Origin of the sequence: Pedobacter psychroterrae (assembly GCF_004331695.1) — a bacterium.
In the GTDB taxonomy this organism is placed as follows: Bacteria; Bacteroidota; Bacteroidia; order Sphingobacteriales; family Sphingobacteriaceae; genus Pedobacter; species Pedobacter psychroterrae.
Genome location: NZ_SJSL01000001.1, coordinates 1,209,657 through 1,222,901, shown reverse-complemented (window position 1 = coordinate 1,222,901; position 13,245 = coordinate 1,209,657). Strand labels below are relative to the sequence as shown.

At 42.1% G+C, this 13,245-nt stretch carries 13 protein-coding genes; 5 read left to right on the top strand and 8 right to left on the bottom strand.

The features are described 5' to 3' along the window. Positions 1 to 35: 35 nt before the first annotated feature. Both EZ437_RS05395 and EZ437_RS05390 read right to left on the bottom strand, forming a co-directional pair. On the bottom strand, positions 36 to 452 hold the full coding sequence (locus tag EZ437_RS05395) for a VOC family protein (protein ID WP_131593993.1): 417 nt from the start codon (positions 450 to 452) through the stop codon (positions 36 to 38). A 73-nt stretch (positions 453 to 525) separates the two neighbouring features. Next, entirely contained in the window at positions 526 to 747 is a 222-nt protein-coding gene (locus EZ437_RS05390; RefSeq protein ID WP_131593991.1) for a hypothetical protein, read from the bottom strand. 163 nt (positions 748 to 910) lie between these two features. Between EZ437_RS05390 and EZ437_RS05385 the strand changes: the two genes are divergently transcribed. From EZ437_RS05385 to EZ437_RS05375, 3 genes are read left to right on the top strand one after another with little or no spacing between them, the layout of a single operon-like run. Beyond that, positions 911 to 1,591 carry a succinate dehydrogenase cytochrome b subunit gene (locus EZ437_RS05385; RefSeq protein WP_131593989.1) on the top strand — a complete coding sequence of 227 codons (681 nt, stop codon included), beginning with the start codon at positions 911 to 913 and terminating at the stop codon, positions 1,589 to 1,591. Between the two features lie 24 nt (positions 1,592 to 1,615). Then, entirely contained in the window at positions 1,616 to 3,595 is a 1,980-nt protein-coding gene (locus tag EZ437_RS05380; RefSeq protein WP_131593987.1) for a fumarate reductase/succinate dehydrogenase flavoprotein subunit, read from the top strand. 26 nt (positions 3,596 to 3,621) lie between these two features. Continuing rightward, positions 3,622 to 4,392, top strand: coding sequence for a succinate dehydrogenase/fumarate reductase iron-sulfur subunit (locus EZ437_RS05375; protein WP_131593985.1), 771 nt, complete (start codon positions 3,622 to 3,624; stop codon positions 4,390 to 4,392). A 75-nt stretch (positions 4,393 to 4,467) separates the two neighbouring features. Here the strand turns inward: EZ437_RS05375 and EZ437_RS05370 are convergent, their stop codons facing one another. The 3 genes from EZ437_RS05370 to EZ437_RS21520 all read right to left on the bottom strand — a co-directional run bounded on the left by EZ437_RS05370 (position 4,468) and on the right by EZ437_RS21520 (position 7,409). Next, positions 4,468 to 6,603: a M56 family metallopeptidase gene (locus EZ437_RS05370; RefSeq protein WP_131593983.1), complete on the bottom strand. Its 2,136-nt coding sequence runs from the start codon at positions 6,601 to 6,603 to the stop codon at positions 4,468 to 4,470. After that, the gene (locus EZ437_RS05365) at positions 6,600 to 6,977 is read right to left on the bottom strand and encodes a BlaI/MecI/CopY family transcriptional regulator (RefSeq protein WP_131593981.1); all 378 of its coding nucleotides are present in this window, start codon (positions 6,975 to 6,977) and stop codon (positions 6,600 to 6,602) included. Before EZ437_RS05365 ends, EZ437_RS05370 begins: the two co-directional genes overlap by 4 nt. Positions 6,978 to 7,235: 258 nt before the next feature. After that, a complete protein-coding gene (locus EZ437_RS21520; protein WP_165500346.1) occupies positions 7,236 to 7,409 on the bottom strand; it encodes a hypothetical protein in 174 nt (57 codons plus the stop codon). 283 nt (positions 7,410 to 7,692) lie between these two features. Between EZ437_RS21520 and EZ437_RS05360 the strand changes: the two genes are divergently transcribed. Then, positions 7,693 to 8,724, top strand: coding sequence for a sensor histidine kinase (locus EZ437_RS05360; protein WP_131593979.1), 1,032 nt, complete (start codon positions 7,693 to 7,695; stop codon positions 8,722 to 8,724). Then, positions 8,721 to 9,470: a LytR/AlgR family response regulator transcription factor gene (locus EZ437_RS05355; protein ID WP_131593977.1), complete on the top strand. Its 750-nt coding sequence runs from the start codon at positions 8,721 to 8,723 to the stop codon at positions 9,468 to 9,470. The genes EZ437_RS05360 and EZ437_RS05355 overlap by 4 nt, the downstream gene beginning before the upstream one ends. Here EZ437_RS05355 and EZ437_RS05350 read toward each other — a convergent pair. The 3 genes from EZ437_RS05350 to EZ437_RS05340 are packed head-to-tail and all read right to left on the bottom strand — an operon-like array spanning position 9,467 to position 13,238. Then, positions 9,467 to 10,210: a lysophospholipid acyltransferase family protein gene (locus EZ437_RS05350; protein ID WP_131593975.1), complete on the bottom strand. Its 744-nt coding sequence runs from the start codon at positions 10,208 to 10,210 to the stop codon at positions 9,467 to 9,469. The two genes, EZ437_RS05355 and EZ437_RS05350, sit on opposite strands and share 4 nt — an antisense overlap. Before the next feature lie 28 nt (positions 10,211 to 10,238). Continuing rightward, on the bottom strand, positions 10,239 to 10,796 hold the full coding sequence (locus EZ437_RS05345) for an NUDIX domain-containing protein (protein WP_131593973.1): 558 nt from the start codon (positions 10,794 to 10,796) through the stop codon (positions 10,239 to 10,241). Positions 10,797 to 10,832: 36 nt separating this feature from the next. After that, entirely contained in the window at positions 10,833 to 13,238 is a 2,406-nt protein-coding gene (locus EZ437_RS05340) for an outer membrane beta-barrel protein (protein ID WP_131593971.1), read from the bottom strand. Positions 13,239 to 13,245: the final 7 nt, after the last annotated feature.

Below are 13,245 nucleotides of genomic sequence, written 5' to 3'. Positions count from 1 at the left end.
TGCTTCCCTTTTTTGCGTCAGATCAATTTCGGTTTCTATTGTTGGTTCAAAATTTCCAGGTAATGAACATTTGTCATGATACCAAGAATATTGCCAAAAGGATCGGTTACAGATGCAGTAACAAATGTCCCTTTCCCCTGACTATGGTCTGTAACAGGCTGATATGCTGTTGCACCCATCTCGATAAGTCTGTCGAGTGTGGCTTTTAAATCGTCCACATGCCAATGTGCAATCGCACCTGATGGTTTTGCCGAATAGCCTTCCGGTGCATAGCTTGCATCAATGATTCCCAGCTCATGCTGATAATCGCCAATGCGAAATTCTGTATAGCCCGGAACATTAAAATAAGGCTCAATACCCAAAAATTCGCTATACCATTTTTTTGCTGCATCATGGTCAGTTGCATAAAAATTGACTGTTGCTAAACCTCTTAATACGTGTGATTTTTCCATGTTTCCTATTTTTAATTATTTATAGAACAAACATAAAAGGGAATAGTGACAGCTATATGTCAGGAGTCAAAAACTATTTTGAAGTTCTTTGAAAAACAAAGATGAAAACATCTATAAGCAGTGTGTCTGCTACTGATCTGCGTTCTGACTGGTACCCTTTCAGCTTCGGCTGACCTTCGGGCCAGCTTCGGCTCAGGTTCGGGCCACGTTCGGAAAAACCCGACTGTGAGCCGTAGCTGGCCCGTTCCTCGTCGGTCGCCCATCCGCAGCTGACAAGCACACAGATAAAAGACAAATAGGGAACAGAAGGTTGTCTTACACTGAATTATAATCGACTTTTTGCCAGGAAATCTTAGAACGTTTCTAAATAGCTTATTTATCCGTATTTTATGTTTGTGATTAACAAATTAATTCTTTTATTAAATACTTTTGCATGACAAAACTAAAATAAACAATAAATGGCTGGTTTCGGAAACGCTTTTTCCTCGTCTATAGGAAAAAAATTGATAATGGGCATTACAGGCCTTTTTCTTATTTCATTTTTAGTAGTGCACTGCTTTCTTAATTCACTGATCTTCTTGAATGACGGCGGGCTCACTTTCAACATCGGTGCACACTTTATGGCTACCAACTGGTTGATCCGGTCAATGGAGATCGTATTGTTTGCAGGACTCCTTGCACATATTGTACAAGGCTTCAGGTTATGGGCACAAAATAACGCTGCAAGGCCGGTAAAATATGCGGTAAACAATGGTGCGGCAAATAGCAAATGGTATTCGCGCTCTATGGGCCTATTGGGAACTTTATTGTTAATATTCCTGATTGTCCATATCTCTAAATTCTGGGTGACATCACGTTTTACAGGCATTCCTACAGTAGATGCCAACGGGCACGAAGATTTATTTGCCGTAATGGTAGAGACATTTAAAAACCCATGGCTGGTAGCATTGTATGTGTTTTCAATGGGATCACTTGCCTATCACTTGCTGCACGGCTTTGCTTCTGCATTTCAGACACTGGGCTGGAACCATAAAAAATATACTCCGATCATTAAAGGTTTAGGGTTTTGGTATTCTATCATCATCTCCGTACTTTTTGCGGCAATGCCGCTCGCAATGCATTTTGGTCTCATTAAATAATTTTTGATCTTAAGTTTAAATATCATGGCAGAATTAAATGCTCATATACCAGAAGGAGAGTTAACTGAAAAGTGGACCAAACTACGTTCGTCTATGCCATTGGTTAATCCGGCCAATAAGAGAAGCATAGAAATCGTTGTTGTAGGTTCTGGTCTGGCTGGTGCTTCTGCAGCGGCTACCCTTGCAGAAATGGGATATAAAGTTAAGTGTTTTTGTTTCCAGGATTCACCAAGAAGAGCGCACTCTATTGCCGCTCAGGGTGGTATCAATGCTGCAAAGAATTATCAGAACGATGGCGATAGTACTTATCGTTTATTTTATGATACCATTAAAGGTGGTGATTACCGCGCACGGGAAGCCAACGTACACCGTTTGGCCGAAGTGAGTGCAAACATTATAGACCAGTGCGTGGCACAGGGTGTACCTTTGGCAAGAGAGTACGGCGGCTTGCTTGACAACCGCTCTTTCGGAGGTACACAGGTGCAGAGGACTTTTTATGCTGCCGGACAAACTGGCCAGCAATTATTATTAGGTGCCTACAGTGCCTTGGAGCGTCAGATAGGAATGGGTAAAGTAGAAATGTTTACCCGCCATGAAATGCTTGAAGTAGTGGTAGTGGACGGAAAAGCGCGCGGGATCATAGCCCGTAACCTGATCACCGGTGAACTGGAGCGTCATTCAGGCCATGCGGTATTGTTGTGCAGCGGAGGCTACGGAAACGTATTTTACCTGTCTACAAACGCTATGGGCAGTAACGTGACCGCAGCCTGGAAAGCGCATAAAAAAGGTGCTTTCTTTGGCAATCCTTGTTACACTCAGATCCACCCTACTTGTATTCCGGTATCAGGTGATCACCAGAGTAAACTGACCCTAATGTCAGAATCCTTGCGTAATGACGGCAGGATCTGGGTACCTAAAAAGAAAGACGACAACCGTAAAGCTTCAGAAATTCCTGAAGATGAAAGAGATTATTACCTGGAACGCAGGTATCCTGCTTTTGGTAACCTGGTACCACGTGATGTAGCCTCAAGGGCGGCCAAAGAGCGTTGTGATGCAGGATATGGTGTAGGTAATTCGAAACTTGCTGTGTATCTGGATTTCAAGGCAAATACTGAACGTTACGGCCGTATAGAAGCCAATAAACATAACATTCACAATCCTGACAAGGAAACTTGTATGAAACTGGGCCGTGAGGTGATCAAAGAGAAATATGGCAACTTGTTTGACATGTACGCACAGATCACAGGAGAAGACCCCTATGAATTGCCGATGCGTATTTATCCTGCGGTTCACTATACCATGGGCGGCCTTTGGGTAGATTATAACCTGATGACCACCGTTCCGGGATTGTATGCTTTAGGGGAAGCCAACTTCTCAGATCATGGTGCGAACCGCCTTGGAGCTTCTGCCTTAATGCAGGGACTGGCAGACGGTTATTTCGTGATCCCTTATACAATTGGTGCTTATCTTTCTAAAGAGCTTTCAACCAAACCAATCCCTCAGGATCACCCTGCTTTTGTTGAAGCTGAGGCCAACGCTAAAGCCATCATTGACAAATTCTTTGCAATAAAAGGAACTAAGTCTGTAGATCATTTCCACAAAAAATTGGGAAAGATCATGTGGGATAAATGTGGTATGGCCCGAAATGCACAGGGGCTGACAGAAGCCATCGCTGCAATACAGCAGCTACGTAAGGATTTTTGGTCTGACGTTCGTGTACCGGGTTCAGCTGATGAGTTCAATCCTGAACTGGAAAAAGCCGGACGCGTGGCTGACTTTATAGAGCTGGGCGAACTGATGTGCAGAGATGCGCTGAACAGAAATGAATCTTGCGGCGGGCACTTTAGAGAAGAGTACCAGACCGAAGAGGGCGAAGCGTTGCGTGATGATGAAAACTATGCTTATGTATCTGCATGGGAATATAAAGAAGGTGTAAACTTCGAACTGCACAAGGAAGAACTGAAGTTTGAGAATATCAAAGTTGCACAAAGAAGTTATAAATAATTGCTAAGTACTAAAATCTCAATATCATGAGTACAGGAAATATGAATTTAACGCTGAAGATCTGGCGTCAGAAGAATAACAAAACCAAAGGTAATTTGGTGGACTACAAGGTATCAGAAATTTCTCCTGATATGTCTTTCTTAGAAATGTTTGACGTGCTGAACGAAGATTTAATTTCTAAGGGTGATGAGCCGATTGTGTTCGACCATGACTGCAGGGAAGGAATCTGCGGGGCGTGTTCTATGTTTATCAACGGAAGACCTCACGGACCTAAAGAAGGAATTACTACCTGTCAGCTGCACATGCGTTCCTTCAAGGATGGCGATACAATTGTGGTAGAACCCTGGAGAGCAAGTGCATTCCCTGTGATCAAGGATTTGACGGTTGACCGTACAGCGTTTGACAGGATCATTGCCTCAGGAGGGTTTATTTCTGTGAATACAGGAAATGCCCAGGATGCAAATGCATTGCCGATTCCTAAAGTCCAGGCCGACTCGGCTTTTGAAGCTGCTGCCTGTATCGGTTGCGGAGCCTGTGTAGCTACCTGTAAGAATGCATCAGCCATGCTTTTTGTCTCTGCTAAGGTTTCTCAATTGGCACAACTACCTCAGGGCCAGCCAGAGCGTTATCGCAGGGTTCAGAGCATGGTAGCCCAGATGGATGCAGAAGGTTTCGGTAACTGTACCAATACCGGCGCCTGTGAAGCGGAATGCCCTAAAGGGATCTCGCTGGAGAACATTGCACGCATGAACAGAGATTTTTATTCTGCAAAATTTGTATCTGAGGAAGATATTTAATAGTTTTATACAACGAGACAAGGGTATTACACACAAAACCCCGGCTAATTTAGCCGGGGTTTTGTGTGTAATGTACTATTGGGTGAGAGAGAATGATATAGGAATATTGAATTTGACCCTGACTGCTTTACCGTCTTGTACACCAGGAATCCATCTTGGAGACTCTTCAATAACCCGTACCGCCTCTTCGTCAAGTCCGGACCCTAGCTTACGGTCTACTTTAATGTCGGTAAGGCTACCATCCTTTTCTACCACAAATGACAGGAATACTTTACCGCTGACTTTATTCTTCTGGGCCTCCGCTGGATATCTCACTGTTTTTTTAAGGTATTCAAAAAACTTTGCCATACCACCTACAAATTCAGGCTGCTTCTGCAGAGACACGAAATCATATACCTTATTAGGATCTTGATTTACCATAGTAGAGTACGTCACCGTGCCTTCGCTTTTAGTAGCCCCCTGTCCTGGCGCACCTGGCTGCGAAGGAGCTCCTTTAGTGAAACTGATAGGTATATTAAACTTAACTCTTACCTGCTTGCCATCTTTCATACCAGGCACCCATTTAGGGCTTGTGGCCATTACTCTAACGGCTTCCTCATCGGTACCTGAACCCAATCTGCGATCAACACGGATGTCGCGTAAATCGCCATCCACTTCTACTATAAATGATAAAAAAACTTTCCCCTGGGTATTGTTAGCAAATGCTTCCGCAGGATATCTTAAAGAGGTTTTGAGGTATTCGTAAAATTTATCCATCCCCCCAGGAAATGTTGGTGCCTGATCTAAAGAGACAAAATCATAAACCTTACTTTCAGAATTGCTTGTGTTCTCATCTTTGCGGACAACTATTTCGTTTAAGGACACAGCAGTGACCTTAGCGGATGATCCATCTGCCTTTTTATAGCCCCGTATAACCACCTCACTGGCTAGGGGAGTATATCCATCTACAGGCTTCAACCCTTTGTTCTTCAAATCATTTTGGTTTACATCAGATCCGGACAGGGTAAATGCGACAATGAGTGAATATTTCCCATCAGGAATGGCCCCGTAGTTGGCATAAGACTTGATGCATCGCTTAACTTCTTCATCTGCTCCGGAACCCAGCTTCGGGTCTGCAGAAACCACCTCTTCGACTTTCCCGTCTTTAACGGTAAATAAAGTCTGTGTGTAACCTTGTACATTATTCTCTTGTGCAAGTGGGGCGTACCTGATTGATTTTTTTAGATGCGTATAAAAATCACCCCAGTCGACATCTATTGTTAAAGTTGGAGTTACGGTCTTAGTTGCCTGGGCTAGGGGTTTCACTGCCTCAGTCACTACTTCTTTAACCATGGTTAATGGTTCCGAAATTGGTAGCTCCTGTGCTACTTCCCGGATTTTTTCGCTATTGCGGATGGTGGCCGAAGACATGATTAATGTAATGGCAAATAAAGGTAAGAACAGCCCATATTTCAGGATAGCTGTTCTTTTCGAGCGTTGTTTGTGTAGCATATAAATTCTTTTTTTAATAAGTGATTTGTTAAAAAAACTATTGGTCAGCTTGTTTGGTGCAACACCAAACGCACTGCTTAATAACAATAAAGCGTATTCCTTTTTATCACCCTGATAGTTCGCAGCCGCTTCATCGGCCAGAAACTCATGAATGTTCTTTACAGTACGCTTGTAGAAATAAATGATGGGATTGAACCAGGTAATGATTCCGATGGCTTCAAAGAACAACACATCCAGGGTATGTAGCTGCTTGATATGGATCTCTTCATGCTTATCTATTACTTTAACCTGTGGCAATTTGCCATCTACCACCTTACTACTGAAGAATGAAAAGGCCGAACCAGCACCTTCTTTTCTAAGCAGCGCGCGCACAGAAAGCAATTGATAAATAAGCCTGAAAATGAAGAAAAGCACGCCGCAAAAATAGACCACTACTATCAAGTTACTTGCTGTTAAGCGGTCGGGCTCCTGCTGTACTACACCTGCCTGTACTATAAACTGGTTAAACTGGTCTACGCCTACGTATACCGGTTGTACGGCTTCCTGCCTGGTAAACCATTCAAACCGGAGAAATGGTATCGCTAATGAGAACAAACCGGCACTGACAAGATAGATCCTGTTGAGAACGAAATAAGTTTCTTTTTCTAACAGCAACTTATAAAAGCCATAGAATACCACCAGGTATATATTGACTTGGATGATGTAGTGTGCCCAGCTCATTTTCTTTTGTCTTTAAATTTGTTGATCATTTTAAGTATCTCATCTACATCCCCCACATCCAGCTTTTCCTCCCTTACAAAGAAAGAAAACATACTCTCCACAGAGTTTTCAAAGTAACCACCCAGCAGCTTTTCAGTTGCATGGCGCTTGTAATCTTCCTTGCTGACAATGGGATAGTACTTATGGGCTTTACCAAAAGTCTCGTGGGCAATAAAGCCCTTCACCTCCAGTATCCTGATAATGGTAGAGACCGTATTATAGGCCGGCTTAGGTTCGGGCAATAAATCCATCACATCCTTAACGAAGCCCTTTTCTATCTGCCATACTACCTGCATAATCTGCTCCTCTGCTTTTGTCAAATCTTTTATTTCCATGAGTTTTTGCTATAACGGTCTTAGTGGTTGAGATACTGCGCAATACCCTATAACTAAAACCTTAGTACTAACTTATAACTAATTTTTTAGTTATCAAAATAAATGTGAAAATATTTTTTTTACAAAAAGAAAATGGCGGTATAAACCGCCATCTCTTACTATTAACTAAAAACTAAATCTACTATTTTATTTGTGGCCGACCATGTAAGCAGGTACATGAATGATAAGGAGCCATTAACAGCACCATGACCGGTCTAATTATTTTGTAAGTGGGCTAACCACTTTTGTCAATACATCTTTTGCAGGTGCAGATTTTAAAGCAACTTCCTCATTCTGATTGTTTACATTACCTGTAGTGAATGTCAATAACATCATGATAAAAACAGGAACCAGTAAAAGTAAAAATGGAGATACGTTTGTTAACCTTTTCATATTCGTTTTGTTTTTTCGAGTGTTTATTTCTATTTTTTTGTTCTCAAGAGCTCGCTTGCTCTGTTTGATGAAACAAATAGAATAATTTAAAAATTCCTGTTAAAATGTTTTAGACCAAGTACATATTATTCTAGATAAACGCCTTAAATGTATAGTTTTGCAATTCATTGGGTTATTTAGGAATTTGGTAGAAAAAAAATGCCTGTTCGTCGAAAGAACATCCTTAAAAGCCCTCAGAATACCTAATTTGGACGTATGAATTTTTTTGCAATAAGTAGTTTTAATGAAAAGTAGAGGCCCTTTTATAGCGCACCTTCTTTTCTGGCTATTAATAGGATTGGTCCTGTTTCTGGAGATCATGAATTTTAAAGGCGAGCGGACAATTTTTAATCTTGCCGTAAACTATGGCTATTCTGCACTGGCAAACATTTCTATCTTTTATATCAACTACACCCTGCTGATCCCCTTACTGGTAAAAGAAAAGAAGAAGTACGGCCTGTATGTCGTAGCAATCATCATTGTGATCGTACTGATGAGCCTCATCAAGATGGCACTCGCCAGTCTTCATACTACTACTCTGTTTTCCTATATTGCTGATGCAGGCGAGGGATCGTACCTAAACATCTTTAAATATGTAGTTAGTACCATATTCGTATCAGGTTTCTTTATCGTAGCGAGTTCATTACTGAAATTTGCAGTGGACTGGTTCGGCAATGAAAGCGTACAGCGCAACCTGGTAATGGAAAAAAAAGAAATGGAGCTGCAGTTTTTAAAGTCGCAGCTTAATCCGCATTTCCTGTTTAATTCTTTAAACAACATCTACTCGCTGGCTTATCAGAAATCTGATAAGACGGCCGATGCCATATTGAAATTATCAGAGATCATGCGCTACATGATCTACGAAAGCAATGACAGCTGGGTTTCTTTAAATAAAGAAATTGAATATGTTCAGAGCTTTATAGAGCTGCAAAAATTGAGATTTAAGGATGGGGCAAATGTAGAATTTACCTTAAATGGGGAAATTGATGATCAACAGATCGTTCCGTTGATATTGATATCATTTGTTGAAAATGCCTTTAAACATGGTGTTGCAAATGATCCAAAAAATCCGATTAAGATCAATATCATTGCTAATCAAAAGATATTACACTTTAGTGTGACTAATAAAAAGAATAAATATAATAAGGATGAAATGGGTGGGGTTGGGCTAAACAATGTTGAACGCAGGTTACAACTGTTGTATCCCGACAGGTATAAATTAAATATCGTAAATTCGGCTACCCATTATACCACAGAATTAATGCTTGATATATGATGAAGTTAAAATGTATTGCGGTGGACGATGAGCCGCTGGCGTTGGATATTATTGAAGATTATGTATCCAAAGTACCCTTTTTGGAACTGGTAAAGCGTACAGAAAATGCAATAGAGGCTTTACAATTGGTACAGGCAGGTGGAATTGATCTTGTGTTCTTAGATATTCAGATGCCGGAATTAACGGGGATACAATTCCTGAAAATTGCCAGTGGCAAAGCTAATTATATCCTCACGACGGCCTATTCACAATACGCATTAGAAAGCTATGACCTGAATGTATCCGACTATCTTTTGAAGCCGATCGCTTTTGACCGATTTTATAAAGCAGTGGAAAAAGTGCACAACCGTATGAAAACCCCAGAGCCTGTTCCTGCCCCGCAGCCGGTTGTAACTTCGGCTCCATTTTCGACAACCAGCCATTCTGTTCAGGATTTTATATTCGTCAAAACAGAACATAAGATCCAAAAGATCCAGCTCGACGAAATCCTTTATATTGAAGGCTTAAAAGATTATATCTCTATTTATACCAAAGCAGAACGGATCATTACTTTGCAGAACATGAAGAAAATGGAAGAAACCCTTCCTTCCGGTCAGTTTATCAGGGTCCATAAATCTTATATTATCTCGCTCGACAAGATTGAAAGTATAGAACGCAGCCGGATCTCTATATGCGGAAAGATCATTCCGATAGGAGATACTTACCGGGATGAGTTTTTTAAACACATAGACAACAAGAATATTTAGGCAGGCAGCTGTTTTAGTTTTATCCTGATCTGGTTTTCGGCTTCAGCCACTACATCTTCAGGCTTTTTATCAGCCGGCTCTATTGGAGACAAAACTGTCCAGCGCAGCTGCGCTCCTGCACTCAATGGATAAGCGCCATATTGGACTATCTTCCATGAGTTTTCAATGGCTACAGGTACGATCAGCGCAGTGGGCACTACCTTCAACAGCGTAGCGATACCACCTATCTGAAAGGGTTTTAACCTGCCGTCTTTGGAGCGCGTACCCTCAGGGAATATCATGGCCGACCAGGTGTGCTCTTTCATTCTGCGGCCCAGCTTGATGATCTCTGAAACTGCCTGTTTGCTATCTTTTCTATCTATATTGGCTCCACCTCCATACTTCAGGTTGAACGAAATGGAAGGAATCCCTTTGGTAAGCTCAATCTTTGAGATAAACTTTACATGGTATTTTCTTAAAAACCAGATGAGGCCGGGTATGTCATACATGCTTTGATGATTGGCAACAAAGATAATTGGCCGGTCTAATGGCAACTGCTGCTGGTTTACAAACTTAACGGAAGCGCCCAGGAAGAAATCGCAATAAGTAAGAAAGAAATTGAGAAAATCTACAGAAACCTTATGGGCTTTATATCCAAAAAAACGGTAACATACCCATTGTATTGGCTGAAAGACCACTAAAGTCAGAAAAAAGAAAAAGTAAAATATGATACTGAGCAGGTATCCTAAAAGTTTATTCATAGCCTGTGAAAATCTGCCACAATTATAATTATTTTAAATGGCCTTCCTGTATAAGAATCTTTGTTTTTAAAATTACCGCTACACTGATGCTGTCGGTAATTTCGCCCGACATGACCATTTTATAAACCTCTTCAAAGGGGATTTTACGTACGGTAAGCTGCTCGGTCTCTTCCGGCTCTGCCTGGCCCTGGATCAGCCCTCTGGCAATATAGGTGATCGAAAGCTCATCGCTTACCGAATTGGAAAGGTGCATTCTTTGGATTTCCATCCAGTTTGAAGCGATCAATCCTGTCTCTTCCAGGAGTTCCCTTTTGGCGCTTTCCAGTGGGTCTATGTCAAGCGGCCCTCCGCCTTCTACAATTTCCCAGCTGTAAGCATTGAGCGGAAACCGGTACTGCCCTACTATCCAGGTATTCAATTCGTCATCCAGCGGCAGGATGCCAATGGCCAGGTTTTTGAAATGCACCACGCCATAGATCCCTTTGCCTCCTGAAGGATTAATTACTTCGTGTTCGGTAAGGCCGATCCAATTATTCTGATAAACTCCACGCTGTGTTACACTAACCCATGGGTTGATTTCTTCCATAGCCGCAATATACTAATTCTGCTTTTTTAAATAAAACTAGGGCTTGGCTTTAGGTGCTGTTTCTGAAGGAGGAGGTATTTTGACCTTGCTGATCCGGGTAAAGCGGTAGTTGAGGCTGAGCGTCACATTGCTGGTGTTGCTGGTATAATAGTTCTGGGACCTGAAGTTTACACCCTCGCTATAAGAAGAATTGCTGCTCCTACCAAACGGATCACTGATGCTGATCCTAGCATTGAGCTTATTCTTCAAAAAAACCTTTCTGGCACCCATCCAGGTAGTGATGGATCCCTTATTTCTGCCCTGCGCGGAGATGTTGTTGTAATAATTCACATTGCCTTCAAAGGCAGTTTTAAATGGCAGTTCCATAGACAGGCCAACATTTCCCCTCAGGTTTTTTCCAGTCCTGTTGAGCGAGCTGTTTATATCCGATTTATAAGAGGCCTGACTAAAGCTGAAATTGGCGTTAGTAGAGATTTTTCTATGCGGACGGTAATTACCGATCAAGAAAAGGCTGTATTCCGTATTTGCGCCTACATTGTCATAAGTTGTTTCAGATACGCCTGTTTGGTCGACCGACCTGTACCGTTCAATAACTGCCCTTCGGTTTGAATAGGCAAGTTTAGGAACAAAAGACCAGCGCTCCCCGTAAACATTGAAACTCACGTCCATCTGATGGGTCAGTTCCGGCAACAGTTCGGGATTTCCATAATTGATATTCAGGGGATCATTGTTATTGACCTGCGGGTTCAGTGAATTTTCTCTCGGTCTGTTGATCCTTACGCTGTAAGATGCGCCAATGTTGTACCGCTTTCTAAAGTTCCTGTTGAGGGAAAAGCTGGGAAATAAGCTTAGGTATGGATCGATATCATAACTCTCTCCAGAAGAAAGGTCGAAATGAACTGTGGTCAACTCCCCTCTTAAACCGGCTTTTGCACCCCAGTTTTTACCCCGTAGATTGTACGACGCATATCCTGCCACTATGTCTTCCTGATATAAAAACTGGTTGCTTACCTTTTCGTTGACAACATATTGCTGGGCATCAAAGTCAAAATTCTGAACACGCTGGTCATTATTATTGTTGCGGAATGTATACATCAGGCCCACTTCAATATGGTCTCTTTTTTTGAATATTGGCCTGTCATAATCGGCCTTGAAGGTCAGTCCGTTATTCGTTACCCCATTGCTGTTTTCCTGAAGCTGCGGATTTCGGTTGGCTGGTACAAACGTTCTGTTTTGGAACCGCTCGTTCAGGTCATTGTTATCATTGTAGGTCAGCCCCACCGACAGCTTCCCTCCGGTGGTATCCATGTTCAGCTCATAATCGGCATCAAAAACAAATGTATGCCGTTTGATATCTCCTGTGGTTAGCTGATTTCTAAGATTGCGCTCTATGCGCTCTTCATCCAGATAATGGTTATAAGCTCCGCTATTACTTCTGCTGATGTTATTTTCAAAGCTGGACGATATCCTAAGGTTCTGATTTTTATTGACATTCCAGTCAAAATTTACCCTATAGTTTCCACCATCGCCGGTATTCCTGTTGCTGTTCAGGTTATTAAAATAGAAGGCGGTATCAGTAAAGAAGTTCTCACGGAAGTTTTCATTGGTATTCTTGCGGATATTATACCGGTAAGCGCCGCCACCATTAATGGAATAAGTCTTGCTTTTGTAAGACGCATTGGCATTCATATTGGTATTGCCCTGAAGCCCTACTGTTGATCCAGCATTACCCCCAAGCCCGATCTTAAAGTTCTTTTTCATCACAATATTGATGATGCCTTCCCCATCGCCAGAGTATTTGGCCGGAGGATTTGTGATTACTTCAATCTTTTCGATCGCATCTGAGGGCAAAATACTAAGCAGATCTGCAATGTTGGAAGTCATGTAGTCTGAGGGCTTCCCGTCGATAAATATCCTGGTGTTTCTTTTGCCCGATATCGTTGCATTGCCATCAAGATCTACCTCCACCATCGGTACGGTTTTTAAAATATCGCTTGCGGTACTTCCTTCTGCGAGTACCGATTTTTCCACATTATAAGTCAGCATATCAGGTGCAAACTGTATCAGCGGTTTTTCTGCTTCGATGGTTACCTCGTCCAGATTTGTTTCGTCAGCAAGCAGTTTTAAAGTACCCAGTCTTTTTTCAGGCTCCTTGCCAGACAGCACTACGTCATTGATCACCACCGGTACAAAACCCATGTACTGTACCTTTACTGTATAACTGCCATACTTAAGGGAACCGATCTTGAACAGGCCATCTTCGTCTGTAGGCGATGTAATGAGCGGTTGTTCAGTCCCGGTTACATATATCGCTACCACCGCTGATGGAATAGGCATTCCACCTACCTGCTCCACAACCTTACCCGAAATCACGCCCCTGTCTGCCGCAAATGTGCAGAATGTAAGCAAGAGTAAGGAGAGATTAAGGAGACAGGCTTTCATTTTCTTT

Excerpts from the sequence above, each read along its gene's own strand:
- EZ437_RS05385 (WP_131593989.1), top strand. The coding sequence starts at position 911 with ATGGCTGGTTTCGGAAACGCTTTTTCCTCGTCTATAGGAAAAAAATTG.
- EZ437_RS05340 (WP_131593971.1), bottom strand. The coding sequence starts at position 13,238 with ATGAAAGCCTGTCTCCTTAATCTCTCCTTACTCTTGCTTACATTCTGC.
- EZ437_RS05355 (WP_131593977.1), top strand. The coding sequence starts at position 8,721 with ATGATGAAGTTAAAATGTATTGCGGTGGACGATGAGCCGCTGGCGTTG.
- EZ437_RS05365 (WP_131593981.1), bottom strand. The coding sequence starts at position 6,977 with ATGGAAATAAAAGATTTGACAAAAGCAGAGGAGCAGATTATGCAGGTA.
- EZ437_RS05350 (WP_131593975.1), bottom strand. The coding sequence starts at position 10,210 with ATGAATAAACTTTTAGGATACCTGCTCAGTATCATATTTTACTTTTTC.
- EZ437_RS05370 (WP_131593983.1), bottom strand. The coding sequence starts at position 6,603 with ATGAGCTGGGCACACTACATCATCCAAGTCAATATATACCTGGTGGTA.
- EZ437_RS05395 (WP_131593993.1), bottom strand. The coding sequence starts at position 452 with ATGGAAAAATCACACGTATTAAGAGGTTTAGCAACAGTCAATTTTTAT.
- EZ437_RS05345 (WP_131593973.1), bottom strand. The coding sequence starts at position 10,796 with ATGGAAGAAATCAACCCATGGGTTAGTGTAACACAGCGTGGAGTTTAT.
- EZ437_RS05375 (WP_131593985.1), top strand. The coding sequence starts at position 3,622 with ATGAGTACAGGAAATATGAATTTAACGCTGAAGATCTGGCGTCAGAAG.
- EZ437_RS05380 (WP_131593987.1), top strand. The coding sequence starts at position 1,616 with ATGGCAGAATTAAATGCTCATATACCAGAAGGAGAGTTAACTGAAAAG.
- EZ437_RS21520 (WP_165500346.1), bottom strand. The coding sequence starts at position 7,409 with ATGAAAAGGTTAACAAACGTATCTCCATTTTTACTTTTACTGGTTCCT.
- EZ437_RS05360 (WP_131593979.1), top strand. The coding sequence starts at position 7,693 with ATGAAAAGTAGAGGCCCTTTTATAGCGCACCTTCTTTTCTGGCTATTA.